The sequence below is a fragment of the Agrobacterium sp. S7/73 genome, from assembly GCF_019355535.1.
GTDB classification, from domain to species: Bacteria; Pseudomonadota; Alphaproteobacteria; order Rhizobiales; family Rhizobiaceae; genus Agrobacterium; species Agrobacterium tumefaciens.
In genome coordinates, this window is the sequence record NZ_CP072136.1 from 269,770 (window position 1) to 294,936 (window position 25,167).

At 57.8% G+C, this 25,167-nt stretch carries 18 protein-coding genes and 1 riboswitch; of the genes, 5 read left to right on the forward strand and 13 right to left on the reverse strand.

Features of this window, described 5'->3' with window-relative positions; genetic code table 11:
* Positions 1-1,902, reverse strand: coding sequence for an ABC transporter substrate-binding protein (locus J5276_RS01185; protein WP_112155396.1), 1,902 nt, complete (start codon positions 1,900-1,902; stop codon positions 1-3).
* On the reverse strand, positions 1,899-3,791 hold the full coding sequence (locus tag J5276_RS01190) for an ABC transporter ATP-binding protein (RefSeq protein WP_025594512.1): 1,893 nt from the start codon (positions 3,789-3,791) through the stop codon (positions 1,899-1,901). Before J5276_RS01190 ends, J5276_RS01185 begins: the two co-directional genes overlap by 4 nt.
* A 213-nt stretch (positions 3,792-4,004) precedes the next feature.
* Between J5276_RS01190 and J5276_RS01195 the strand changes: the two genes are divergently transcribed.
* Entirely contained in the window at positions 4,005-4,967 is a 963-nt protein-coding gene (locus tag J5276_RS01195; protein WP_065703414.1) for a glycosyltransferase family 32 protein, read from the forward strand.
* Here J5276_RS01195 and J5276_RS01200 read toward each other — a convergent pair.
* Together J5276_RS01200 and J5276_RS01205 are read right to left on the reverse strand one after the other, a co-directional pair.
* Positions 4,959-5,702 (reverse strand): polysaccharide deacetylase family protein, encoded by a 744-nt coding sequence (locus J5276_RS01200; protein ID WP_065703416.1) that lies wholly within the window; start codon positions 5,700-5,702, stop codon positions 4,959-4,961. The genes J5276_RS01195 and J5276_RS01200 overlap by 9 nt on opposite strands.
* Positions 5,699-6,796 carry a glycosyltransferase family 4 protein gene (locus J5276_RS01205; RefSeq protein WP_065703418.1) on the reverse strand — a complete coding sequence of 366 codons (1,098 nt, stop codon included), beginning with the start codon at positions 6,794-6,796 and terminating at the stop codon, positions 5,699-5,701. The genes J5276_RS01200 and J5276_RS01205 overlap by 4 nt, the downstream gene beginning before the upstream one ends.
* Before the next feature lie 127 nt (positions 6,797-6,923).
* Between J5276_RS01205 and J5276_RS01210 the strand changes: the two genes are divergently transcribed.
* A complete protein-coding gene (locus tag J5276_RS01210; RefSeq protein WP_065703420.1) occupies positions 6,924-8,264 on the forward strand; it encodes a nucleotide sugar dehydrogenase in 1,341 nt (446 codons plus the stop codon).
* A 79-nt stretch (positions 8,265-8,343) separates the two neighbouring features.
* On the forward strand, positions 8,344-8,826 hold the full coding sequence (locus tag J5276_RS01215) for a class I SAM-dependent methyltransferase (protein WP_003516804.1): 483 nt from the start codon (positions 8,344-8,346) through the stop codon (positions 8,824-8,826).
* 37 nt (positions 8,827-8,863) lie between these two features.
* Here J5276_RS01215 and J5276_RS01220 read toward each other — a convergent pair whose 3' ends face one another.
* The 4 genes from J5276_RS01220 to J5276_RS01235 form a co-directional block, all read right to left on the reverse strand.
* Entirely contained in the window at positions 8,864-10,558 is a 1,695-nt protein-coding gene (locus J5276_RS01220; RefSeq protein ID WP_003516805.1) for an adenylate/guanylate cyclase domain-containing protein, read from the reverse strand.
* 209 nt (positions 10,559-10,767) lie between these two features.
* Positions 10,768-11,628, reverse strand: coding sequence for an MBL fold metallo-hydrolase (locus J5276_RS01225; protein WP_019566087.1), 861 nt, complete (start codon positions 11,626-11,628; stop codon positions 10,768-10,770).
* A gap of 188 nt (positions 11,629-11,816) precedes the next feature.
* A complete protein-coding gene (locus J5276_RS01230; RefSeq protein ID WP_003516807.1) occupies positions 11,817-12,272 on the reverse strand; it encodes a cyclic nucleotide-binding domain-containing protein in 456 nt (151 codons plus the stop codon).
* Positions 12,273-12,315: 43 nt separating this feature from the next.
* Positions 12,316-15,033 carry an ABC transporter ATP-binding protein gene (locus tag J5276_RS01235; protein WP_003516808.1) on the reverse strand — a complete coding sequence of 906 codons (2,718 nt, stop codon included), beginning with the start codon at positions 15,031-15,033 and terminating at the stop codon, positions 12,316-12,318.
* A gap of 346 nt (positions 15,034-15,379) precedes the next feature.
* On the opposite strand from J5276_RS01235, the gene J5276_RS01240 reads away from it, so the two are divergent.
* Complete coding sequence (locus tag J5276_RS01240; protein WP_112155398.1) at positions 15,380-17,197, forward strand: serine aminopeptidase domain-containing protein; 1,818 nt, start codon at positions 15,380-15,382, stop codon at positions 17,195-17,197.
* On the opposite strand, the gene J5276_RS01245 is transcribed toward J5276_RS01240, so the two are convergent.
* Genes J5276_RS01245 through J5276_RS01265 form a run of 5 tightly spaced genes read right to left on the reverse strand, consistent with a single transcriptional unit; the run spans position 17,168 to position 22,956 of the window.
* Positions 17,168-19,624, reverse strand: a complete 2,457-nt coding sequence (locus J5276_RS01245) for a glycoside hydrolase family 2 protein (RefSeq protein ID WP_112155399.1) — start codon at positions 19,622-19,624, stop codon at positions 17,168-17,170. The two genes, J5276_RS01240 and J5276_RS01245, sit on opposite strands and share 30 nt — an antisense overlap.
* Positions 19,621-20,604: a DUF1839 family protein gene (locus J5276_RS01250; RefSeq protein WP_112155400.1), complete on the reverse strand. Its 984-nt coding sequence runs from the start codon at positions 20,602-20,604 to the stop codon at positions 19,621-19,623. Before J5276_RS01250 ends, J5276_RS01245 begins: the two co-directional genes overlap by 4 nt.
* Positions 20,605-20,610: 6 nt before the next feature.
* Positions 20,611-21,519 (reverse strand): amino acid--[acyl-carrier-protein] ligase, encoded by a 909-nt coding sequence (locus tag J5276_RS01255; RefSeq protein WP_003516814.1) that lies wholly within the window; start codon positions 21,517-21,519, stop codon positions 20,611-20,613.
* A 4-nt stretch (positions 21,520-21,523) separates the two neighbouring features.
* Positions 21,524-22,705: an acyl-CoA dehydrogenase family protein gene (locus J5276_RS01260; protein ID WP_080800213.1), complete on the reverse strand. Its 1,182-nt coding sequence runs from the start codon at positions 22,703-22,705 to the stop codon at positions 21,524-21,526.
* A complete protein-coding gene (locus tag J5276_RS01265) occupies positions 22,705-22,956 on the reverse strand; it encodes an acyl carrier protein (protein WP_003492279.1) in 252 nt (83 codons plus the stop codon). Before J5276_RS01265 ends, J5276_RS01260 begins: the two co-directional genes overlap by 1 nt.
* A 180-nt stretch (positions 22,957-23,136) precedes the next feature.
* A riboswitch (TPP riboswitch) is annotated at positions 23,137-23,248 on the forward strand.
* 94 nt (positions 23,249-23,342) lie between these two features.
* On the opposite strand from J5276_RS01265, the gene thiC reads away from it, so the two are divergent.
* Positions 23,343-25,166 carry a phosphomethylpyrimidine synthase ThiC gene (gene thiC / locus J5276_RS01270; protein WP_112155405.1) on the forward strand — a complete coding sequence of 608 codons (1,824 nt, stop codon included), beginning with the start codon at positions 23,343-23,345 and terminating at the stop codon, positions 25,164-25,166.
* Position 25,167 lies beyond the last annotated feature (1 nt).

Here is a 25,167-nt window from a genome sequence, read left to right on the forward strand (position 1 = left end):
TCAGGCGTCTCCGTCATACCAGAAGGCATCCGGCATGTAGATGCCGAGATACGATGTGGGTTCAAAGCCGAAAAGCGCCTTTTCCGGCACGTTTCGCATGCGTTTGACATGGACGACGGGTTGTAGCGCGCCGTTGACGATGCCGATGGAAAATACCTGCTGCGTGTAGATACCAAGCATTTCCAGCCAGATTGCCTCGCGCTCTTCCTCGGTGACGCTTCGGCGCCATTTTTTCAGGAGATCGAGCAGTTGCGCTGCTTCCGGCAGGTCAGGCTCCTTGCCCTCGCGCCCGCCGGACAGATAGTGGATGCCCCAGACCGGCCATTGCAACTGGTCGTCGCCGGTGGGCGCAAGGCCCGAAGGCAACATGTCGGGGGTCGGCACGCCATTGTCCATGCCCATCCACACCGACATCAGCACCTCGCCGCCCATGGCGCGCTTGCGGAAGACATCGCGCTGGGTCGGGCGGACCGAAACCGCAATGCCGATATGCCGCCAGTGGTCCGTGACCAGTTCCATCACGTCCGTTTCGAGCGTGCTTTCGCCTGTGGTCTCGACGATGATATAGGCTGGACGGCCGTCCGGCAGAAGCCGGTTGCCGGCGCTGTCGCGCTTATCGAGACCTGCTTCGTCAAGCAGCCTGTTGGCCATCGCCCGGTCGAAGGCACTCCAGGCCTCGGCAAATTCCGGTCGGTAAAGCGGGCTTTCCGGCAAGACGGTGTCGGCGCTTTCCTTGGCCAGCCCGTAAAAGCAGACCATGTTGATTTCGTGCCGGTTTATAGCGAGCGACATTGCGCGGCGCACGCGCACGTCCTGGAAACAGCTCCGCCATACAGGATCGGCGCAGTTCAGATTGGGCAGAAGCGCAATGCGCGAACCTTGAGAGCGTTTGTAGAGGTTCACCTTTAGAGGAAAGCGTTTTTCGGCATCCTTCAGGAAGGTGTAGTCGGCGAAATCGAGGCCGAAATATTGCAGATCGCTGTCACCCGACGCCGTCTTGGCCGAGATGATGTCGGAGGACGTAACGTTCAGCAGGAACCGGTCGAGATAGGGCAGTTGCAGGCCGTTTTCGTCGACACGGTGATAATAGGGATTGCGCTCGAAGACGAACTGTTCGGCCGGTGGCGAAGTCGTATTGCGCCAGGCGTCCAGCGTCGGCAGAGCGGGATTCTCCGGACGGACCTGCCGCGACATCTTGATATGCAGCCCGCTCCAGTCATCCGCCTTGTTCTTCTTGATGAGCTTGGCGAGGTTTTCCGCGGTCTGATATTTGACGTGGAACTGCTTCATGTAGGCGGCGGGCAGGAAAAGCCGCGCGGGCGATGCCGCTGCGAGCTTCGCCAGAAAATCGGGGTTAGGGCCTTGCCAGGTATAGCGCACCGTCAGCCGGTCGATGACTTCGATCTGGGGAGGATTGTTGTTGACCAGCAGTTCGATTGGCGGGCCGCCCTTGTGAATTTCCTTGTTGAGAGCGACATCCTCCCAGAAATACCGGAAATCCTCGGACGTTAAATCGCTGCCGTCGGACCATTTGTGGCCTTCGCGTAGCTTGAAGGTGAAGATACGTTCATCCTGAACGTCGTAGCTTTCCAGAATGTCGGGATGAAGCTCGAATTTTTCGTCGTAACCGACAAGGCGGGCATAGTTGCTGATGGGCATAAGCCGGATATCGCGCTGGCCGCCGATCAGCATGCGCACGGAACCGCCGTGTTTTCCGGGCTCCCGGCCAAGCGCCTTCATATCGATGACGCGCGGGTTTTTCGGCAAGCGCTCGGCAATATCAGGCAGCTCACCTTTTTCCCGCTTTTCCTTGAAGTAGGCGGGGTCGGTATAGGCAGCGCGCGTATAGGTTGGCAAAAAGACGGAGGCCATCAAGGCAAGGGTGGTGCGGCGCGTAATCACGAGCGAAGCTCCCTGATGTCGGCATTGCCATTTGCGAGAACGAAATGGCCATCGCCAAGATCGGCAGAGATCATTTCGCCGTCACCCTCGTCGCGGAATTGCTTGCCCCAGTCGAACTTGCCCGTCGCGCTGATCTTGCCGATGGTGCGGAAATCGAGCGGACGGTCGAGATCGGGAAAAGGCACGGCCGCCAGCAACGATTTTGTATAGGGGTGAACCGGAGAGCGCATCATGATTTCCCGCGGCGCCAGCTCGACGATGCGGCCCTCGCACATCACCGCCACGCGGTCCGCCATGTAATCCACCACTGCCAGATTGTGCGAGATGAAGAGGTAGGTAAGTCCGAGGTCCTTCTGCAAATCCTTGAGCAGGTTGAGGATTTGCGCCTGCACCGAGACATCTAGGGCAGAAACGGGTTCGTCGCAGATCAGCAGTTCGGGACCCAACGCCAGGGCTCTGGCAATGCCGATACGCTGCCTCTGGCCGCCTGAGAAACTGTGCGGATAACGGTTCAGCGCGCTTTCTCCAAGGCCGATTGCCTTGACGAGATTACGGACTTTTTCCGCGCGGTATTTCGCATCGCCCCGTCCATGGATTTCAAGCGGCTCGCTCAAAATATTGCGCACGGTCATGCGCGGTGAAAGCGATGAGATCGGGTCCTGGAAGACCATCTGTATCTTCGACCGCAATTCCTTTAGATCGCCGTCCCTAGCATTGAGGACGTCGATATCGCCCTGCGGCCGGTGAAAGGTCACGGAGCCTTCATCCGGGCGAACGGCGCGCATGAGGATTTTGCTGACGGTTGTCTTGCCGCTGCCGCTTTCGCCGACGAGGCCAAGGCATTCTCCCCGGCGGATTTCAAAACTGACGCTGTTCACCGCCTTGGTGGCATTGGCATCGCGGCGGCTGAACCAGCTGGACTTCCGGGTCGTGAAGGTCTTGCTGATATTCTCCACGGTCAAGAGCGGGCCGGGGGTCTTGTTCACTGCGGCGGTCTTCTTGCCGACAAGGCTTTCGTGGTCGACGGTGATCTCACGAAGCGCCTTCAGCCTCTCACCCGGCTTCATGTCGAAATGCGGCACGGCGGCCATCAGGCCCTTGAGATAGGGGTGGCTCGGTGCCTTGAAAATATCGTCGACCGTTCCGGCTTCCATGATCTCGCCCTGATAGATCACGGCAACCTCGTCGGCGATGTTTGCCACCACGCCGAGATCGTGGGTGATGAGCAGCATGCTCATGTTCAGCCGGCTCTGGAGATCGCGCAGGAGTTTGAGGATTTGCGCCTGTATGGTTACATCAAGAGCCGTCGTCGGTTCGTCGGCGATCAGAAGCGCGGGGCGACAGATCAGTGCCATGGCGATCATGGCGCGCTGGCGCATGCCGCCCGACAATTCGAAGGGATACATGTTCACGACCTTCTTCGGGTTGGAAAACCCTACAAGGTCGAGCGTCTCATACATTTTTTCCGCGCGCTCGGCCGGCGACAGGATGCTGTGGATTCTCAGCGCTTCGTCAATCTGGTTGCCGATCGTATGCAACGGCGAAAAAGACGTCATGGGTTCCTGAAAAATCAGCCCGATGCGATTTCCGCGTATAGCGCGGATTTCCCGGCCGTCCTTCGGCAGTTGCAGCAGATCGACGGGGCCGGCTGCGGCATTTGCGGGATCGGTAAACAGCACGCGGCCGTTCACGCGCGCCGTCTTGGGGTGGATGCCCATGATGGTCTGGCCGATGACGGATTTTCCGGAGCCGGATTCTCCGACAAGCGCGGTCACTTTTCCCGGAAGAATGCGAAGGCTGGCACCCCTCACGGCGTCAATCGTGCCACCCATAAGAGAAAACGAGACCCGCAGATTTTCAATACGGAGCAAATCTGCGCCTGCGCTCATGCTAAAGGGTTCCTTGCCGTCTCTCTTTATCGTTGTCTTGTGACAATTTGCTCAGGAGGGCTTAAAGGCACGTTATCGTAGGGTTTGTTGTCTGTCTATGCCTCTGAAACATCGAATTGTTTAGCAAATTCAAAGCCGGCTTCCAAATTGCAATGGCTTGCCTGATGGCTTGTGTTTGGCGATATGTTAACGAACGTTCCCGGGTGAGGATCCATGTCCGACAAGAAATATTACGATGCCCAGCTGGATAGAGCCCGGCAGTTGCAAAACCAAGGACAATATGCGGAAGCGCATGCGCTTCTCTTATCGCTGGTTGCAGTAAAAGACGGGCACCTGATGGGTGAACGGACAGTGCTCGGTCTGCCGCGCCGGCTGCATGCGGCACGGCTGCGTCTTGCCAAGGCTGAAGGCGATGTGGTCGCGAGGATCGGCTATCAATATACGCTGGTTCCGCCGCCGCAGGTGCTTGCAAAATATGCGCATTTTTCCCTGGAGGAACACCGCGCTATCAATCTGAAAAGCAGGGAGGACGTGCCCAGGCGCATCCACCAGATTTGGATCGGAGACAAGGCCCCGCCCGTATCGGTCAAGGCCTGGGCCGCCCATGCCGCCTCGCATGGTTACGAATATCACCTCTGGCGGGAGGCCGATCTTGAGCGGGAAGGCGTGTTTTCGAATGACGTCTTCAGGACGATGCTGGAAGATGGCGATTATCCCGGCGCTGTCGATGTGGCCCGCTATGTCGTGCTGGAGCGTTTTGGTGGCATCTATCTTGATTGCGACTGGTATCCGGCGCGGGATGATGCGAGTTTCGATGCTTTCCTGCCACTGGTAGGGCTGACGGCGTTTGATGAAGAAACACCGCGCGATACCGGGCAGGGCAGCATGCTTCTTGCCAACTCTTTCATTGCGACACCTGCTGGCCATCCGGTCTTCCGCAGGATGCTGGAGGCGTTTCCGAGGATTCTTGAGGAAATGCCGCGTGCGCCAGCCTGGTGGTCGACGGGTCCGCTGATCTTTACCGTTATCGCTCGGGCTGGGAGCATCAGCCTTGCGCCAGCGGGGTTTGTTGCCGCTTCTCTTGCCGATCGCGCCGCGTTGCAGGAGGTCGAAGCTGTCAGGCGCGAACTTGCCACCAAGACGGGTGGTTTGCTGATTGCCTGGAAGTCATGGTGATATCTGGTTGATGAGTTCCGCCGAGGAACGCCAGCGCGCGGCAGGATGTTTGCCGGTAATTTCGAACAGCCGTTTCAGAAAACGCCAGACGTTGTCATCATGCACGAGATGATGGGTGAGGATGCCGGTCGTGCCGCCGTGCTCCGCAGTCTGCAGGATGCGGGCGGCGGTCTCGGCGAAAAGGATGTCGTCTTCGCGCCCACCGCGGCTGCCGTGCCAGTCAATCACGTCGACATGGGTGTTCAGGCAAGGTGGCACGGCGTCTTTCTCCGGGCCGAAAACCGAAAGCGCTCGATATCCGAGGTCTGCCAGTCCCTGCACCACATTGGCATCTATGCGGTTCCACGGCGGAACGAGCATAGGCACGAAACGCCTGCCATGCAGATCGTGCAGTTTTTCCAGCCCGGATTGCAATTCGTCGAGAACGATGGACAGGTCACGGTGTGATCCGAGTTCCTGTTTCTTTTCTTTCTCGGTGGCATAGTTCGTATGGGACCAGCCATGCACGGCGACATGGGCAATGTCAGTCGTATCCAGGTGCTGCGCGAGCTTGTCCGTCGTCATCTCGGGGATAACCGCAAGCGTGACCGGCGCGGAAAAGCTGCTGCAAAGATCGAGCAGCGTGTCGAGCGCCGGTGTCGGTTCCACCGCATCGTCGTCCCTGAGCCAGAGATCGGCCGTTATGCCGCGTCGTCCACATTCATCCAGTGCCGCTACGAGTGTTTCCAGACTCATGATGTTCGTGCCTTTGCTCGCAACAGGATATCGTTCAGTTCTCTTGCGGCGTTTTCCAGAGATCGTTCATTTTTTACGAACTGGCGGGCTGCACTTGCCAATTCCTCACGCCGCTTGTCGTCGCCGAGCAGAGTTTCGATTGCTCCAGCATAGGCGGCTGTATCATTTTCCGGTGTCAGTAATCCGGTGGTTCCGGATTTTACCACTTCGGGGACGCCGGCCACCGCTTCGGCGATAACCGGCAGGCCCGCAGCCTGTGCCTCGAGATAGGCGAGACCGTAGGCTTCGCCATGCCCCGGCCAGACGTAAACCGATGCTTTTGAAAGAAGTTCTGCGATTTCGTTTGCGTTTTTTTCTCCGTGCCAGACAAGACGGCGATCGGGGAAAGAGCTGAACATGGCTTGCACGGCAGCGCGTTCCGGCCCGTCGCCGATGATATCCAATGTCCAGTTCAAATCCTGCGGCAACAGCGCAAGCGCTTCGCGAAGCGCGCGATAGCTGTCGAACTTGTCGCCCGCCCGCATCATGGCGACGGTGATGAGTTTTCCCGGTGTGGGGCGCGGAGCAATTTCAAGAAAATTACTGGCATCGATAAAGGGCGCCAACATCGCCGAGCGGAGTGCGGGAGAGGCGCGGACAAGCCCGTCGCGATCACGCACGGTGAAGCAGATATTGATGGCGGCAGCGTTCAATGCGGCCAGTAACTCGTTCTGAACCGCCTGCCAGCCCATGCCATTGCGCTTGGGGGAATAGGAGGCCTCGGCGGTGACGTAGGCAATACCGAAACGTCTGCTTATTTCCGGCCCGAGCAAGTCCGGGGCCTTGTAATAGGGGTGATAACAAAACCACAGATCCGGCGCGCCTTCCCGCTGCCAGCGCTCCGTGATGGTCTCGATTTCGTGCGTCGCAGCATCGGCAAGCAAGGACCGCGCCGGATCGTCAGCCTGTTTGAGAAAGCTGCGCAGCTCGGAAGCGACGGAAACATCGTGGCCGCCCATCGCCATCGCCTGCATCAGCAGGCGGGCCATCAGCCGGTCTCCGGAGGGAACGGGATGGTTGGGCGATTTGAGCGGTGAATAAAAAGCGATCCTCATCCGGATGGTTGTGCGTCGCCCATGGCTCCGGCGTCAACCGGAATTTGAGAGGGCCGAGCCTTGACAGCCTGACCATTCTTGCCCAACTGAAAGGCATCTTTTGCACATGCGCGGAGCGTGACACGCTTTGACTTCCCCAGTCGTTTCCCAGAACCTGCTTTCCAGCATCGAAAACAAAAGCGCCAAAGCGGCGGTGATCGGCCTTGGCTATGTCGGCCTGCCTCTAGCCATCACGATCGCCAAGGCCGGTTTCAAGGTCGTCGGTTTCGATATCGATCCCAGCAAAATGGTCGCGATCGATGCCGGCCGCAGCTATATCGAGGCGGTTTCGGACGAGGTGCTGGCAAGCGTCAGGCGCGATGATGGCTTCATCGCAACGTCTGATTTTTCCAGACTGGCTGAATGCGATGTGATTGCCATTTGCGTGCCGACGCCCCTGACGAAATATCGCGAGCCGGACCTCTCCTATGTCGAAAAGACCTGCCGGGACATTGCCGCGCATCTGCGCAAGGGGCAGCTTGTGGTGCTGGAATCGACCACCTATCCCGGCACGACCGACGGAGTTGTGAAGACCATTCTGGAAGCTACCGGACTTGTCTCCGGCGTCGACTTCTTCATCGGTTTTTCGCCCGAGCGGGAAGATCCCGGCAATCGCGACTTCGAGACCTCGACCATTCCAAAGGTCGTTGCAGGCGATGGCGAGGCTGCCGGAAAACTGATGGCTGCATTCTACGGCTCAGTGGTCAAGAAGATCGTTCCGGTCTCGACAAACGCCACGGCCGAGGCGGTGAAAATCACCGAAAACGTCTTCCGTGCTGTCAATATCGCGCTCGTCAATGAACTCAAGGTCGTCTACGAGGCCATGGGCATCGACATCTGGGAAGTGATCGACGCGGCGAAAACCAAGCCGTTCGGTTTCATGCCGTTTTATCCCGGCCCGGGTCTTGGTGGCCACTGCATACCGATCGATCCATTCTATCTCACTTGGAAATCGCGGGAATATGAGTTGCCGACGAGGTTCATCGAGCTCGCCGGCGAGATCAACACCGGCATGCCGCGTCATGTCATCGGACGGGTTGCGGAAGCCCTCGACATCCGTTCCGGCAAGGCGCTCAGCCGCTCCAAGGTGCTGGTGGTCGGTCTCGCCTACAAGAAGAATGTGCCCGATATTCGTGAAAGTCCTTCGCTGAAACTCATAGAACTTATTCAGGAGCGCGGCGGCGAAGCGGCCTATTATGATCCGCACGTGGCAGAAATCCCGAAAACCCGGGAATATAGCCACCTGATGGGCATGAAATCCGTGGCTTGGGACAAGCAGACCGTCAGCGCCTTTGACGCTGTTCTGGTCGCGACCGATCACGACAATGTGGACTATGCCGCTCTTTGCGAATGGTCGCCGCTGATCATCGATACGCGAAACGTCTTCGCACGTCGGGATATCGCCGCAAAACACATCATCAAGGCCTGATCGGCTTCTCCCGGACATTTCCAGCAAAGTCGCCATACGCTTTTACTGAAAATGCCCGGCATTCATGAACGGACGGACTATGAGCAGATTGGACAGTTTTATTCGCCGGCTGACCGCGCAGCGCGATATCCTCAACCACGTCAAGGCCGATCTTGATCTGCCTGACGAAGGTGCGATCATGGAAATAGGCCTTGGAAACGGGCGCACGTTCAATCATTTGCGGGAACTGTTTCCGCAACGCCGTATCGTTGCCTTCGACAGGGCCATGGGTGCACATGCCTCTTCCGTTCCGGCGCAGGAAGATCTCGTCATCGGTGAAATATCGGAAACCGCTCCGGCCTTCATCGGTGTGGAGGCGGCCATGGTGCATGCCGATATCGGCACGGGCTACCCCGAAAAGGATGCCATTACCCTGACATGGCTGCCGGACCTTGCCGCGGGCATGCTGGCAAAAGGCGGCGTTGCGGTCAGCGGTCTGCCTCTGGATCATCCCATGCTGAAGCCTCTGCCGGTGCCGGAAAGCGTGCCGACCGACCGTTATTTTCTCTATCGCAAGATTTGAGGCCGGATGGCCCGTCAGCGAGCGCGCCGGTATTGCCCTATAGGTAACGCTCGCTCTCTTCTTTCGAGAGCAGGAAAACTTTCATTTGCGAGTTTCTCCCGCGAATGGCGATTTTTTCGCTTCGCAGATCGGCAATCTCTTGTCCCGCCTGAATGATGGCGGGTTCGGAAACGACGATGGCGGCGCCGAATTCCTTGGCCTTGGATTCCAGCCTGCTCGCCACATTCACGGTGTCGCCGATGGCGGTCAGGGTTTTCGCTGCGCCATAGCCCATGACGCCGACTATCGTCGGGCCAGCGTGGATGCCTACTACCACTTCCAGCCGGACGGCAAATTGTTTTTCCAGTCCCTCATTCAGGATTGAAAGCTCCCGCAATATGATAGCGGCGGCCTTCATGGCGTTGCGGCAGGCATTTTCTGCATCGTCGCCAAGTCCGAAAAGAGCCATGGCGCCATCACCGATGAATTTGTCGAGATGTCCTCCGGCCTGTTCTACGGCCTGCCCGACGATGGTGAAGTAGCGGTTTAGAAGAAACACGACGTCATATGGCAGTTTCGCCTCGGAAAGCGCGGTGAAATTGCGGATATCACAAAAGAGGATGGCGATCTCCTCTTCCTTGCCCGGCCGGGCCGGTTGCGCATCCGCTGGCAGGTCGCTCTGTTGGGGCGGCGATACCAGAAGCGCTATTCCAATATCCTGAGTGGGCCGCAACTGGCAGCCGAGCCGCACATCTGAATCGGCATGGATGCGCCTCAAAGTGGTTTGTTCGATATCTCCAGGAGGCGGAAGCGGGCCTTTGCTTTCGACAATCCTGACCCGGCAGGTCGAACAGCGTCCTTTGCCGCCGCATACGGAATAATGCGGTACGCCCGCGAGTCTGCTGGCCTCCAGAATGCTGAGCCCGGCAGGGACGCGCGCCTGCGCGCCATGCTCATAACGGATTTCGATAGCCGTCGATCTCTGTCGCCAGCTGCGCACGCCGCGCAAGACGAACACCAGCATTACCGCGCCGACAAAAATCGCTTCCGTTGCGTCGGTAACGAAACGGATACGCGTCTCCATCTCCCGTTGCAACGGTATGTCGTCTCTTTGAACGGTGGTATCTGCAAGCCCGGGAGGAAGTGAGTATTTTCTGTCCACCTCCTCCAGCCAGCGGCCGGCATCGCTGAAGCCCAGAAGCGCCAACAAAGGCAGCATCACCGCCACAGTCATGAATATCCCGGCAATTTTGGGATACCAGTCCCGGTACCGTAACCAGAAAAACAGGCCGATACACCCGTGGGTCCAGATCACGATCAATGCGAGGCTTTGCCACGCGCCGGCCATCGGGTTGTTGATCCAGAGCCGGCGAACGACCGAGTAATATCCCACGTCGATGTTGTAGATCATGTGCGACACGCGAATATTGACGGCGTGGCTGATGATCAAAAACGGGATCGACAGACCAAGTATGGCTTGCAGCGCTTCGCGAAGCGGCATGCGCAATGTCCGGCGCTGATAAAGCGAGCGCAGGACAAGACAGACGTGCACCACAACCGACCCATAAAACAGCAGGCTGCTGACGGGATTGAGCCAGATCAGGCTGAACCATTTTCGCGCCCGCTCGGCGGTATCGATGGAGATGAGAGCGAGCGAATGGTTGAAAAGATGGGAAAATACAAAGGCAAAAATGATGAGGCCGGACAAGATCCGGGCGCGTCTCAAATTGGTCTCCGAAAAGAAACGGATCATGCAAATCCCATCATGCGGTCATTTGGCGCAGAATCATCATTAAGTGTGCTCTGGTGTCTTTAATGCAGGGTATCTCGTGGCAATATCGTGGAGCAATGGGCCGGCGATGGTCAATTGTGCGTGTTCGAACGTCGGTTCGCCGCATGATACAAATCAGGCTTCAAAAAAGCGTCAAACGCACGCCAGCAACACGAGATTGGTGACCGCGATCAGAGGTCGATGATCTGGCCGTCCATTGTCGCGAATGCACCGCTGAACTGGGCTTTCGCCTGTTTTTCGATGTCGTCCAGTTCGTCGTCGCTGCGGCTTGGGGCGTGGTGGATGAAGCCGACATTTTTTGCGCCTGCCAGTTTGGCAAGGCGGATCGCCTCCTGCCAGGACGAATGGCCATAACCGCGATAAAGGCCCATCTCCTCATCGGTAAACATGGCGTCGTAGAGGAAGAGATCGACGTCCTTGATCAGATCAAGCACGTTCTTGTCGATATTGCCCGGTTCATGTTCCGTATCGGTGATGATGGCGAATGACTTTCCCGCCCAGTCCAGGCGATACCCGATGGCGTTGCCCGGATGATTGAGCATTCCAGTTCGGATCGAGAGGCCCGGATGAACATCCAGGACGTCGCCCGGCATAAAGTCACGGGTTGCCATTTTTGCGCAGCAGACTTCCAGCGGTACGGGGAACCATGGCGGGCTCATGAAGTCCTTGAGCATTTCCCGCGTTGTCATGGTGCCAGCAAGATGACCCGACCAGATGGCGACATCGTTGGAGCTATTGTAGAACGGCTTGAAGTAGGGAAAGCCGACGATGTGGTCGTAATGGCAGTGAGAGAAGAACAGGTTGACGTCGGTAATACCTTCCGCCCGCAACGCCAGACCAGCAGGGTGTAACCCCGAACCCGCGTCGAACAAAAGAACATGATCTCCGCATCGTACCTCGATGCAGATGGTATTCCCGCCATATTTTCGGAAGTTTTCACCTGAAACAGGAAGCGTTCCCCGCGCACCCCAGATCTTTACCCGAAAATCTTTATTACCTTCCCGACTTACTATGTCGGAATCGAACGCCATGACACACCCCGATTACAACGGAATCTTGCACGCTTCCTCCCATGAAGCCCGTTGTCTCTACAGATTATTATATCCGCTCTCTTTTGGCGGACGCCCTTACCCTTATTCAGTCAGCATTTCATTTATATTGCAATGGTGCGACATTTATTTTTCCAACATCGCCATCCACGGTAGCAAGAAATTGCGGCTCATGTTCTCGCGTTTGCACGCGCTTTGCTAAGCTCCGTCGTCGTCTGGGTTAGACGTTCGGCAAGAACGCGCATGACCTTGATGGTAATGTCAGGGAAATCGGACATGAGCTTGAAGAACTGTTCCTTGCCGATACGCAGGGCTTCCACGTTGGTGGAGGCGCGCACGGTTGCGGTTCTGACGCTGTCGCAGAGAATGGCGATTTCACCGACGATCGCATTACCGGTCATTTCGGCCACTTTTAACGTGCCCGACGGAGAATCGACCAGAACATCCACTTTGCCGGTCAAAAGGACGTAGGCCGCATCGCCGACATCTCCCTGCCGGAACAACATGTCGCCGGTGTGATAGGACACGCGGTCGGATGCGAATGCGAGAAGTTTGAGCTTCGACGGTTCCATTTCCGAAAAAAACGGGACGCGTTTCAGCATTTGAATTTCGTCTTTGAAAAGCATTGCCTTACCCTGTTCTTGTTCCACCTCGGTCACTTTCTTGGATTTATGTTGCGACCATATCCTTGAATGTACCGTTTTCCTGCGCAAGAGTCTCGTAACTTCCATCAGCGCTGATAAGGCCCTGATGGACGACGATGACCCGGTCGAACATGCGCGAGAGCGTCGCATTCGACAGAACCCACACGATCGCCGGGTTATTATTGTTCTGTTTCAGGAATGTGATGACCCGTTCGACAATTTCCTCCTGTTGCCGCGGATCGAGGCCGGGAAGGGGGCGATTGAAGACGTAATAGTCGGACTTGCGGATCAGCGCCCTTGCGAGATTGAGCTTCTGCCGCTGGAGTGGCCCGAGCCGCTTGCCGCCGGCGCCGAGGTTGAAATCCAGACCCACCGCAAGCACACGCTCATAGACGCCCTGCTTGCGCATGACCTCGGCCACGATGTGGGTGATGCGCCGTGATGCGTCGGTATAACGATGGCTGACCTTGCCGAAGAGAATATTGTCCAGGAGGCTGGTGGCACTCATGTATTTCGTCGGATCGTAGATTTCGATCACGTTCTTCAGGCTGTCCGGCAGGTTTTCATGGAACATGTGCCGGACTTCAACGATCCGGTTCATGATTTCCGGTGACAGCAGGCCGAAACGCTGCCGGGGCTCAATGTAGAAGAAGCTCAGCCGCAGCATCGCGCGTCTTTCGCTTTCATTGGCCTCGTCGAAACTCCTGCTCTGAAGACGTTGCAGCATTTGCTGATAGACCGGAACATCGTCGGGCGTCATGAATGTGAGCTGCTGGAAGAAGGGGTGGTCACCCGGCAGGTCGGCGAAGATTTCCACGATGTTTTCGGCAATCGTATACCCCATTTCGAACAGGGTTTTGACGAGGCCTGTTTCGCGCATCAGCGAACGGAAATATTCGCTTTCGATGACGGTCCTGATCGACTGTGATGAGTCGCGCATGGTGCCGAACAACAGGTTCTCGCCCACGGTGGCCTCACTGTTGTAGCTCTCCAGCTCAAACGGAGCGATGAGGCCGCTCAGGTTCTCCTTTTCCAGTTCGGCGCGCAGGACATGTCGCAGTTCCACAATGCGGGCCGCAAGATGCAGGTCGGTCAAAGGGTCGATCGTCGAGCGCAACGCGAATTCCAGAATATCCTGTGAAAGTTCCACGCTGTCGAGCACAGCCAGAACGGCCTGGATGAGGTTTTCCGGTTTGCCATCACCGGCCGGGCTTGAAGCGTAGTCGATCCATTCGCTGTTGATGTCGATCGTCGGATTGCCCGCAAGCTTGGCTTCGCGGATCTCCCATTTGCGGTGTTCCAGCGCTGCACCTTCGTATTGCTTTTCGACAAGCGGTGCATGCTTGAGACCGTAAAGCAGATTGTCCTTCAGGCTGGCGTGGAAAAAATAGCTGTCCGAGGACACATAGGAGATGCGCCGGCCCGTCAGCGATTCAGGCAATTCCAATATGTCGACGTCGTTTATGCTCACCTTGCCGGAAGTCGGCCAGAGCGTGCGGCCGATAGCATCCGCGAGCGCCTCTGCTCCCGATCCACCGACGATGGCGATCACCTCGCCTGCCTCGATCTTCAACGATGCCTGTTCCAGAAGCCGGCTGCCGCTATCGTCTTCCAGCGTCAGATTGCTGACGACGATCGGTGCGGCAATTGCCGCGACTGCTCCCGGTGACAGTTTTTGCACCTTGTCATCGATCATGTTCGACGCATCGAACTGCTCGAAGACCTGCTCGTATTTTACCTGGACATCCTGACGCGCCTGATCCCAGTCGATCAGCTCCTTCAGCGGTCCTGGTAGTTCCTTATAAGCGTTGATGACGGCAACCAACTGCCCGACATCGAGGCTGCCCTTGAGCGTGAGATAACCGCCCAGTGCATAAAAGAAGAAAGGGGTGAGCTGCGCGAGGAAGTTATTGATGAATTTGACCAGAAACTTCCACTGGTAGAGATCGTAGCGGATCCTGAAGATGTCGCCGAGCCGGTGCGAGGCATCGGCACGCTCGAAATTGGAGGTGTCATAGGCGTGGATGGTGCCGATGCCGTCGACCATTTCGCCGATGCGCCCGGCAAGCTGGCGTGCGCTTAGCTGCCGCTGGCGCCCGAGTTCGATGAGGCGACGGCGCATTTTGGGGATGATGCCGACCTGGATGGCGGCCATGAAAGCCGCAATCAGACCCAGCCAGAAATTCTGCACGAGAATGAAGAAGAGTGCCGAGAGCGCCTGACCGCCGAGAAGCGCCGGCTGCACAAAGGCGTCGCCGGTAAATCCGCCCAGCGGCTCGACCTCGTCCTTCACCATGCTGGAGATTTCAGCACCCTTGACCCGCTTGAAATGCGTGGGCGGGAACCGCAGGATCCGATCGATAAGTTCGAAACGGATACGCCTGAGAAGCCGCTCCCCGAGGCGGCCCTTGAAGGTGTTGATATAATATTTGAAAAGCCCGTTGATGACGACAAGCGCAAGGAAGGTGAGGCTGAGCGCCATCAGCATCGACATGCGGTTGAGTTCGAGCCCGGGGAAGAGCGTCACGGTGCCCCAATAGGGAATATCGACCGTGAGATGCATGAAAAGCTGTGTCGCGTTTGCCCCTTCGAAGCCGTCTCCCTGAATGGGCCCGTTGACGATCTGTTTGGGCAGATCGAAGGCGAGGAAATAGGGGATCATGGACAGGGCGACGATCAGCAGAATGAAAAGCTGCTGCCGCTTCGTATGCGACCAGATATAACGCGTAAGGCTTTGTTCCATATAAAACTTCTATGACCTGTCGGGCAGGGCCCGGCGTGTTGGTTTGCGCGGTGTCAAGACGGTCAGGCTGCCGGGTGGCGGGATCCCCTCCTGCAAATAGGTATGTGACTCGCTATTTATCAGTATATTCAAGCGGTTTCGAGCAAAATAGCGCCCGTGCCGAGGCTGGCCCACGATCCCCGATATTTGTTTTTGTAACGCGCATTCCACATTCGATATTGAGACGACTACATTTTTAGACTTCCCTAATGTTATTGGTTTTACTGTAGAACAGGACGTTAGGACGCTCCGGTATAGTTATCCCGCAAATGGTTGAGCCGACACAGGCGTAGTGATTGCAAGGTCGATGGCGATAGATATTTCAGAGCGTGCAAGCGGTGAACCGTCCCCTGACATGTTGTCGCTTTCGGGCATTGCATCCGATGGGTCGATCGCACATCCGGTTTCTTTTCAAGGATGCACGGGTGTTTTTCACCCGGCGCGCAAAGAGGTCAAACAGGACCATGCGGTTCTTTTCGTCAGCCCCTGGGGCATGGAGGAACTGTGCACTCGCAAGTTTCAGCGGGTTGTGGCTGAACGGTTGGCGGCGGCCGGCGTCGCCAGCCTGCGGTTCGACTATCATGGCGCCGCGGATGCGCTCGATCCGGAGGATGTCGACCGTGCGGCGGATTGGCTTTCGGACACGCGAGCGGCGCTCGATTATCTAAAACGTCTTTCCGGCTGTTCCAGGGTGGTCGTCATCGCTCAGGGTCTCGGCTGTCTGATCGCGATACAGGCGCTCGCCGATGCGGCGGCGGTCGGTTCCATGGCGCTTCTGGCGCCCGTCGTCTCCGGTCGGAGCTATCTTCGCGAACTGGCAATGTGGTCGTCCATGATTGACGATGGCCTTGGTCTTCGTCCCGGGCAGCGCATGGCGGAGGCGGGGGCAATTGCAGGCATGGCCATGCCGGTGGGTGTTGCTGATGCTATCAAGAAGGTCAATCTTGCAAAGCTGGATACTGCTCCTGCGCGGAGCATTCTGGTGCTGTCGAGACCGGGCCGGGCGAGCGACAGCGATTTTACCAAACAACTCGCCGCGATTGGTGCCGAGGTGGGGGAGGCGGAATTTGAGGGATATGACGATCTCGTATCCAGTCCTACACTCTCGAAAATACCCGGCGATGTGGTGAAGCGGCTTCGGGATTGGGTCCTGTCCAAGACCCAGACCACGGATGCGGCAGGTCCACAGGAGGATTTCATCGTCAACGCTCCGCAGCGCGGTCGCGGTTTTCTGGAACAGCCGGTGCAATTTGGCGAAGCCGGCCGGCTTTTCGGTGTTTTTTGCGAGCCTGACGATCGGGTGGCGGTCTCCTCGGTCCTTCTGCTCGGCGCGGCCTACGACCGGCATGCGGGTTGGGGCAGGCTTTCCGTGCAAACGGCCCGTTTGCTCGCACGGGAGGGTATCGCTTCGCTGCGGTTCGACGCGGCCAATATTGCCGACAGCCCCCCGGTCAAAAACGCGCCCGATCAGGTTCTTTACGATGCGGCGCAGAATGACGACGTGGCCGCTGCGCTCGATTTTCTCAGTCGGCGTGGCAAAGGACCCGTCGTTGCTGCTGGGCGCTGCAGTGGCGCCTACCTCGCCTTCAATGGCGCGCTTGCCGATGACCGGATCAGCGGGGTGGTTGCGGTTAATCCGGTTGTGTTCCACTGGCGGAAAGGCCGCTCGGTCGATGAAGCGCTGCACAAACCGCCACGGTCCTTTGGGGAATACAGCCAGCGTTTTCGCCAGGGCGCTACGTTCAAGCGTCTCGTCAGCGGCGATGTCGATGTGGTGAGCGCTGGTCGCAATATCGCCAAGGCGACGCTCAAGAAGCTTTCGATAAAAACGGCAAGGCTTTCCCGCCGGGGGAGCGAGGAAGGGCGTGCCGTCTACGGTGCTTTCGACAAGCTCAAGACAAGGGATGTGTCCATCAGCCTGCTTTACAGTGACAATGACGACGGGCTTGAGCATTTCCGGTATTATTTCAACGCCGATGGCAGGGGCCTGTCGGCCTATCGGAATGTGTCGCTGACGATTATTCCTGACGCCGACCATAATCTTTCAACGCCTCAGGCCAGAAAAGCCTACATCGATGCGGTGAAGCTGATGGCTCTAAAAGGAAAATCGCCGGCTGGAGCCTAGCGAGACGACATCGCCGGAAGGGGGCGTTTCGGATGTTGCTGTCTCCGGGATAAGGTCGATTTTTCTGGTTTCACCGGGTGCGAGATGGAACCAGCTTTCCGAGGCGCGGTAATCTTGCGCCGTGATATGGACGGATTGCGCCAGCCGGTCCGTGCCGATCTCGAGCGACCAGATGCCGTTCGCCTCGCTCACCCCCACCTGAAGGTTGGCGGCGTGCAGTGCTTTTTTCCGACCGAGAGGAAAATGGAACGCGTCTGCGATGACAGATCCGGTCGCGACATCGCGGAGCCGGGCTACCGTCACATCATGGGAGGGCGGGCCGAAGCGATAGGCATAGGTCGTATCGAAAAAGGCGCCGAACAAATCGGTTGCGGCGATGGTCTGGCTCTGTCGCGGCGAGAGCGTGAGCGGCCGTTTGGCATGGACGACAGGTTGCGTGCCATCGCGCAGGCAGGTCAGTTCCAGCATGGCGTCAAGGTTGTCGCCGGTTTCGTTGATGACATGAATGTCCAGCCCGTTGGTACCTTCATCGGAAAGGCTGACCTGGATGGGACGAAACGCTCTTTTCAGCGCATGCCAGACAGATTTGGGTCTGCCGGTGGCATCGATGATACCCCAGCCAGCGCCGGGAACGAGATCCTGCAAGGTCCAGACCAGGGCGCCCCGGCAAGAGGACGTGTCGCGACGCCATTCGGCGAAGGTTGCTTCCATGACCTCGGCAGTGACGGCACGAGACATGTCGAGATAGAGGCCGCCATCCTCCCGACGCAGCACGTCCGGCTCAACGTCGTAAAGCAGTTTCAGATAATGGTCGCGAATATCCTCGAAATCCCAGGAAGCGCCGCGATCGCGTGGCGTGCGCGCCTTCCAGCGCGGATCATGCACCGCCAGTGCGGGTAGATGTCTGTCCAGCGTTTCCTGTTCGGGAATATTGGCGAAGGCCAGGCACTCTGCGGCAAACCGGACATTGGCCCGGCGGGCATCTTCCAGCGGACGGCAATAGGCGCCCACACCGTAATAATGACCAACTCCGGCATTGGGAAAGAAGGGCAAGGCGCCGCCTGAAGGGGAATTCGCCACATAGGCCGCGTCTGGCCGTTTTTCGGCCAGGACTTCGGGCAAAATTGTCTCGGTGAGGGTTCCCTTCCATATCTGTTCCGGCAGACCGAGCATCGCGCCCTGCTGGTACATTTCGCTACCACCGCAAAAAACGATCAGCGAAGGGGAAAGGGCGGTCGCCTCGAGGAACTGCGAGATTTCCGTAACGATATGCTGGCTGAGCGCCTCATCCTTTGCTGGATAATCAAAATTGGCAAGCATGGCGTCCTGCCAAACCATGATGCCGAGTTCATCGCACAGCGTGAAGAACTCCGGCGTTTCATAGGCCATCGTGCCGCCGATGCGGATCATGTTCACACCGGCTTCGGCAGCTTTTCGAAGCCAAGGCTCATAGTCCGGTCTTGTTCCCGGCAGGCGCACGATGTCGGCGGTCGTCCAGACTGCGCCCCGGCAGAAAACGGGGTGCCCGTTTATCCGGATGCCGAAACCGTTGCCGTCTTCGCCGTAATCCACCTCCATGCGCCTGAAGCCGGTGCGCCCGAGTCTGTGTTGCTTACCATCCAGTTCCAGAATGACTTCATGAAGCGCCGGTCTGCCGTGGGTATGCGGCCACCAGGTCTCGACATCGGGTATCCGGAGTTCGCCCAAGAGTTCGCCGTTTTCACCTCTGGAAAGATCGGTGCTGTAACCGGCGCAGGTGAGCCGTGCGGATGGAATGTCGTGGTTTGCCTCGAGGGCGATGTTGACCGCTCCCCTCCCGGTTTCGTCGAGCGAGGACCGGACTGAGCAACGCACGCCTGCCTGTCTTATAAGGCTGATCGGTCGCCATGGTCCGGCGGCATGGATTTCCGGGCACCAGCCTGGCATATATCCGAGCGCCGTGGTGCGGATCAGCCGCAGACCTTGGGTGTTCATCATCTGCGGACGCCAGCGGGCGCGGGGACCGGTCTTTTCGAGCCTTGGCGAAAGTGCCCGGAAGCAGATCGATAGTTCGTCCGCGCCCGTCAGTTCAACCGGCACTTCCAGCCTTTCGAACATGCTCTGGCTGGCGGCGATCAGTTCGCCGTTGAGGAAGATTTCTGCAATCGTCGACAGGCCGTCGAAGCGCAGGATCGCCCGCTCCCGCACATCGGAAATCATCGTCAGACGGTACCAGGCATCCCTGTCGTTCAATGGTGTCGGATTGAAACGGTCAAATTTTCCGGCCAGTTCCAGAGCTTGCGCCACTGTTCCGGGAACGGATACGTGAAAGCTTTCAAGGGTTGCGGGAATTTCCGAGGGCGTTTCGCAGGCATTGGCGGACGTCAGTGTCAGCGTCCAGCCTTCACTCAGCAATTTTTCGCTTTCGCGCGGAAGATAAGTCCTCACGCGGCCTCGCTGGTGTTCGACAATTTCGCCGCAAGGGCTTCCATCACACCATCCCATGCTTCCGCAGCCGGATCGAGCACCGAGGCGAGCGCGTCGAATTTACGGCGCGTGACGGCGCGAGCGAGCTGGAACTGCACGGTCTTGGCGACCTCGGATATGCGCAGCGCGTGGTCTCGCGCTTCAGCAAATTCGCTCTTGTCCAGCCATTCGAGGTGGCTCGCCGCCAGTTCGAAATTGGCGCCGAGCTGGCGCAGCGTATTGAAGGCATATTTGTGGAAAAAGCCAAACGGACGGTCTGCCACCTTCTCGACCTGAGCCGGAAACACGGCTGCAAAAGCCCTGACCGGATTGTCGGATGGTCGCCGTGAAAAATGAAACTTCAGCAGCCGTTCGGCCGTTTTGCGGATATGGGCCGGCGAAGGTTTGCTGTCTGCGAATTTCGCAAATTCCGTGTAGGGCAGGAAGGGCGGCTCGCTCTCTGACAGGTGATGCTGGAACAGGCCGTCGAAATCTTGGCCCGACAGGTGGAAAAAGCCTGCATTATGAAAATAATCGAGTTCCCGGTTTGCAAGGTCCAGCCGGTTGATGGCGATGGTGGTCTTGCCATGTTCCTTCCGGTAGCCCACCCCGTGGGTATCGGGCATATAGAAGCTGTCCATCTCGATCAGGCAGATGCGACCGCGCTCCAGCTGCGCTTCGATATGGTTTTCAACCCGGTCGAAGATCGCAAGTTCGGTGGCGCGAACGCCATAAAGTGCTTCCAGATCTTCCAGCGGCACCTTGAAGAAGGTGAACTGGTCGCCTTCGAAATCCTGCGTCAGTGTGAAGCCGAACATGGCCTCAGGCGGCAACCCTTTCGAGGCCAGCACCTCGATCCACAAATCGATGTAGCAATTGGTCTCCGGCCACATTCTTTCCGAAGAATGAAGCGGGTGCTGCACATAGTTTTTGGGATCGAGACCGGGGAAAATCTGCCGCATGAATGGTTAGCCCCAGAGTGTTTTCAAGGCCTTTTCGGGCCAAGTTTTTACATCCAGTCCGTGATGCGCAAAAAGTGCCAGCGCAATGCGCTCAAGGCCGAAACCGACGCAGGCGGTGTGAGCCACATCACCATTGTCGAGGTTCAATCCCCATTTCTGGCCAAAGGCGTCCTGATGGTAATTGAAGCTCATGCAGGCCGTCGGGTTGGTGGCGGATGTGACGGGGATCAACAGTTCGAATTTCAGGTTCTGGTCGCGCTGGTTGTTGGCGAGCATTTTGCCGGCGCGGCCGAAGAAGGGATCGTTGGCCACGTCGATGGTCACATCAAGGCCCACGGCTTCCATCATCGCCACGCCGCGATCCATCCATGTCTGGCGGAATTCGGTCACATCGCTCTCCGTGCCCATGCGCACATATTCCCGCATGCGGAAAAGCTGCTGACGTGCCGGGTCCTTCGAGGGTTCATGGCGGAAACAATAGGACTGGATGTCGTAGAGACCGCCGCCGGAAGGCAATGCGCCGCGCTTGGCGATGGTCGGATAAAGAGGGTAGCAAGCGGCCGGCGTCAGCACGATATCGGTTGCTTTCTGGTCCTTTGTCCAGTCGCCGCCCTCATCCATGGATTTGAGAAGGCTGACATGGTCAAGTTCGCAACCGCAGAAGGAATGCACCGTGCCCGCAAGCTGCGGGAAGCTTTTCATGTAACCGCTCTTTTCGAAATAGGCGCGGTTGATGCCGGGCGGGAAGCGGATCGCCTCTGCACTGTCCGGGCCGCCGGTGCGGTCGATCAGGCGTTCGAATGCGGCAATGACGTCCTCGAACTGGCCGCTGCGTCCGTAAAGACCATCGACACCCGTTTCAATCAGCAGGCCTTCTTCGAACAGTCGATCGAGAAACGATGTTTGCATATCCATGGTCTTATCCCAAGAGGCTGGTGTCCTGCTTGTGAACCAGCAGGAGATTGGCGGAATTGCCGAGAATACGGTCGTTGGAAATCATCAGGCGCGCGGAATGCGCGTCGCGAAGGTGTCGGCCAAGGCTGTAGGGCGTACCGTTCTTGTAACCCATGATGCCGCAGACCAGCATCGCTTGGTCGATGATCTCTAGAATGGTTTCCGAAGAACAGATCTTCACATTGTTCATGGCAACCGCGAACGCCATGGACATCAGCTTGTCCGGGTCGCTCTTGGTGTCTTCGTAAGCCTTTACGCCCGCAATGACGTTGGATTTGACCACCTGCAATTTCGTGGAAATTTCGGCAATGTGGATAGCGCCTGGCGGTGTGACACCGGGCGACTTGCGTGCTGCCGTCCTGACGAAGGATTGCGCGCGCAGCACCGCATCCGACGCGATGCCATACCAAACGGCGCTCCACAGAAGATGCGAGCTTGCAAGCATGGATTGCGCGGCGATTTCCGCAAAGGGTTTTGGGAATATCTGCACCGCCGGCGCCTCGCCGCGGAACAGGAAACCGTCCGAACAGGTGCCACGCATGCCGAGTGTGTCCCAGACATGGGTCTTCTCGAGCCTGTACTGATCTTTCAGGAAGACGGTCATCACCTGATCGGCCGGGGCGGCATCCTTGTGGGCGCGCGAGGTGATGAGGATGGCGTCCGCATTGCTGCCGTAGGAAATGACGGTGGCGTCCTTCTCCAGCCGGCAGATGTCTCCTTCGACCTCAATCGCGCAGATGGAATTGCGCAGATTGCCGCCGATTCCGCCTTCGGTCGTGGCCGAGGCGAGCAGAAGCTGTTCGCTTGCAATGCGGCTCATGAAACCCGCATGCCATGGGCTTGTCTCGCCGTGTTCCACAAGGCTCGATGCCTTGATGTGGTGCATGGCGAAAATCATCGCGGTTGCCGAACAGGCCTGGCCAAGCCGGGCGCAGATATCGGCGATTTGCTGTATGGATGCGCCTTCGCCACCAAGAGAGGACGGGACCTGAATGCCGAGAAGGCGCTCTTGTCTCAGCGCCTTGACGGCTTCCTCCGGGAAGCGACCGGTGACGTCCACCTCGTCCGCGTGTTTGGCGGCAATTGCTGCGACGCGGCTTGCGCGCGCGGACAGCGTTTCATCCTGCGGCGCAACGGTCACATTCATCAGGCTGCCTCTTTACCATCCAGAATGAGCTTAACGGTGTCTTCAATGGCCTTGATGCTGGCAAAGGACTTGCGGTTCAAGAGGTTGTCGGGGAATTCGATATCGAAAGCTTCCTCGATACCCAGCATCAATTGCACCGATGCAAAGGAAGAAAGACCTGCCGCATAAAGATCTGCTTCGTTTTCAATCGTATCGACGGGGGTAGGAAGCTGGCCGAATTTTGCCAGTATTTCACGAATAGTCGCATTCATTCCGACTTATCTCCCATGAATTTAACATCAGGATGGTTTGTGCTTATCGTTAATTTGAAAACGATAATATTCGCCTAAACCGTTAGGTTAATTACCACTAACGGCGCTTTTGTTGTTCGTCCACCTTTGCCAGCCATCAGCAGCACCCTTGACAAATGTCGGGCGGTGTTTTCTCTTGTGTCCATTCACCAGGGGTGTCCCGTCAAGGGGCTGAGATTCTGCTTTTATGCGCAGTGACCCGTTGAACCTGATCCAGTTCATACTGGCGTAGGGACGGTGCAAAGACCGAAGGTCGGATTGCGTGTAACTTGCGCTGCCGACGCGTCGGTATTTTCCATCATTCCGGCTCGAACTGGGTCTCCACTGTCAAACTTTGGAGCCTCATGATGAATATCGTTGCCAAGAATATCCCGCTTGTCGTCACAACCGGGCCGCATCCCGCCTCCACGAAAATCCACAAAACCGGAATTTTGCATCCGCATATTCGCGTGCCGATGCGCGAAATCGCCGTCCACCCGACGGCGGGAGAACCGCCGGTCACGGTCTATGATTCCTCAGGCCCCTATACCGATCCATTGCATAACGTTCTGATCGAAAAGGGTCTGCCGCGCCTGCGTCACGACTGGGTTGTAGCGCGCGGCGATGTCGCGGCTTACGACGGTCGGCACGTCAAACCGGAGGATAACGGCTTTGCCACTGGCGAGCGCCTGACGCCTGAATTTGCCGTGCGCCACCAGCCGCTGAGGGCCACGGAAGGAAAAGCCGTAACGCAGCTTGCCTATGCGCGGGCAGGCATCATCACGCCAGAAATGGAGTTCATCGCCATCCGCGAAAATCTGGGGCGCGAAGCGGCGAAGGAGAATCTGGCTCGTGATGGCGAGAGTTTTGGCGCGCAGATACCCGATTATGTGACGCCGGAGTTCGTCCGTCAGGAAGTCGCATCGGGCCGCGCCATCATCCCGGCCAACATCAATCACCCCGAGCTTGAGCCGATGATCATCGGCCGTAATTTTCTGGTCAAGATCAACGCCAATATCGGCAATTCCGCCGTTACCTCCTCCATGGCCGAAGAGGTGGAGAAGATGGTCTGGGCGATCCGCTGGGGTGCCGATACCGTCATGGACCTTTCGACCGGGCGCAACATCCACAATATCCGCGAATGGATCATCCGCAATTCGCCGGTACCGATCGGCACGGTGCCGCTTTATCAGGCGCTGGAGAAGGTCAACGGCATTGCCGAGGACCTGAACTGGGAAGTGTTCCGCGATACGTTGATCGAACAGGCGGAGCAAGGTGTGGATTATTTCACCATCCATGCCGGTGTTCGGCTGCATTACATTCCGCTTACCGTCAACCGTGTCACCGGTATCGTCTCACGCGGCGGGTCGATTATGGCCAAGTGGTGTCTGCATCATCACAAGGAAAGCTTCCTCTACGAGCATTTCGACGAGATCTGCGACATCTGCCGTGCCTATGACGTTTCCTTCTCGCTGGGTGACGGGTTGCGGCCCGGTTCGATTGCCGACGCCAACGACGCCGCGCAATTTGCCGAGCTGGAGACGCTCGGTGAGCTGACACAGATCGCATGGGCGAAGGATTGCCAGGTCATGATTGAGGGCCCCGGCCATGTGCCGATGCACAAGATCAAGGAGAACATGGACAAGCAGTTGAAGACCTGCGGTGAGGCGCCCTTTTATACGCTTGGGCCGCTAACGACCGATATCGCCCCCGGTTACGACCACATCACTTCCGGCATCGGGGCAGCGATGATCGGCTGGTTTGGCACGGCGATGCTCTGCTATGTCACGCCGAAGGAACATCTCGGTCTGCCTGATCGTAACGACGTGAAGGTCGGTGTCATCACCTACAAGATCGCGGCTCACGCGGCCGATCTTGCCAAGGGCCATCCGGCAGCACAGGTGCGGGACGATGCGCTGTCGCGTGCAAGGTTCGAGTTCCGTTGGGAAGACCAGTTCAACCTGTCGCTGGATCCGGACACGGCGCGCTCCTTCCATGACGAGACCCTGCCGAAGGAGGCGCACAAGGTCGCGCATTTCTGCTCCATGTGCGGACCGAAATTCTGCTCGATGCGGATTTCCCACGACATCCGCGCCGAGGCGCAGAAGGAAGGGCTGGAGGCCATGGCCGCGCGCTTCAAGGAAGGTGGCGAGCTTTACATGCCGCTCGCGACCCCGGCAGACGGCCAGTAGC

Coding starts and splice junctions, on each gene's coding strand:
- J5276_RS01250 (WP_112155400.1), bottom strand. CDS start 20,604: ATGCGGCAGATTTTCCCCGGTCTCGATCCCAAAAACTATGTGCAGCAC.
- J5276_RS01265 (WP_003492279.1), bottom strand. CDS start 22,956: ATGAATGCGACTATTCGTGAAATACTGGCAAAATTCGGCCAGCTTCCT.
- J5276_RS01195 (WP_065703414.1), top strand. CDS start 4,005: ATGTCCGACAAGAAATATTACGATGCCCAGCTGGATAGAGCCCGGCAG.
- J5276_RS01255 (WP_003516814.1), bottom strand. CDS start 21,519: ATGGATATGCAAACATCGTTTCTCGATCGACTGTTCGAAGAAGGCCTG.
- J5276_RS01230 (WP_003516807.1), bottom strand. CDS start 12,272: ATGCTTTTCAAAGACGAAATTCAAATGCTGAAACGCGTCCCGTTTTTT.
- thiC (WP_112155405.1), top strand. CDS start 23,343: ATGAATATCGTTGCCAAGAATATCCCGCTTGTCGTCACAACCGGGCCG.
- J5276_RS01260 (WP_080800213.1), bottom strand. CDS start 22,705: ATGAATGTGACCGTTGCGCCGCAGGATGAAACGCTGTCCGCGCGCGCA.
- J5276_RS01200 (WP_065703416.1), bottom strand. CDS start 5,702: ATGAGTCTGGAAACACTCGTAGCGGCACTGGATGAATGTGGACGACGC.
- J5276_RS01220 (WP_003516805.1), bottom strand. CDS start 10,558: ATGATCCGTTTCTTTTCGGAGACCAATTTGAGACGCGCCCGGATCTTG.
- J5276_RS01225 (WP_019566087.1), bottom strand. CDS start 11,628: ATGGCGTTCGATTCCGACATAGTAAGTCGGGAAGGTAATAAAGATTTT.
- J5276_RS01190 (WP_025594512.1), bottom strand. CDS start 3,791: ATGAGCGCAGGCGCAGATTTGCTCCGTATTGAAAATCTGCGGGTCTCG.
- J5276_RS01235 (WP_003516808.1), bottom strand. CDS start 15,033: ATGGAACAAAGCCTTACGCGTTATATCTGGTCGCATACGAAGCGGCAG.
- J5276_RS01205 (WP_065703418.1), bottom strand. CDS start 6,796: ATGAGGATCGCTTTTTATTCACCGCTCAAATCGCCCAACCATCCCGTT.
- J5276_RS01215 (WP_003516804.1), top strand. CDS start 8,344: ATGAGCAGATTGGACAGTTTTATTCGCCGGCTGACCGCGCAGCGCGAT.
- J5276_RS01240 (WP_112155398.1), top strand. CDS start 15,380: ATGGCGATAGATATTTCAGAGCGTGCAAGCGGTGAACCGTCCCCTGAC.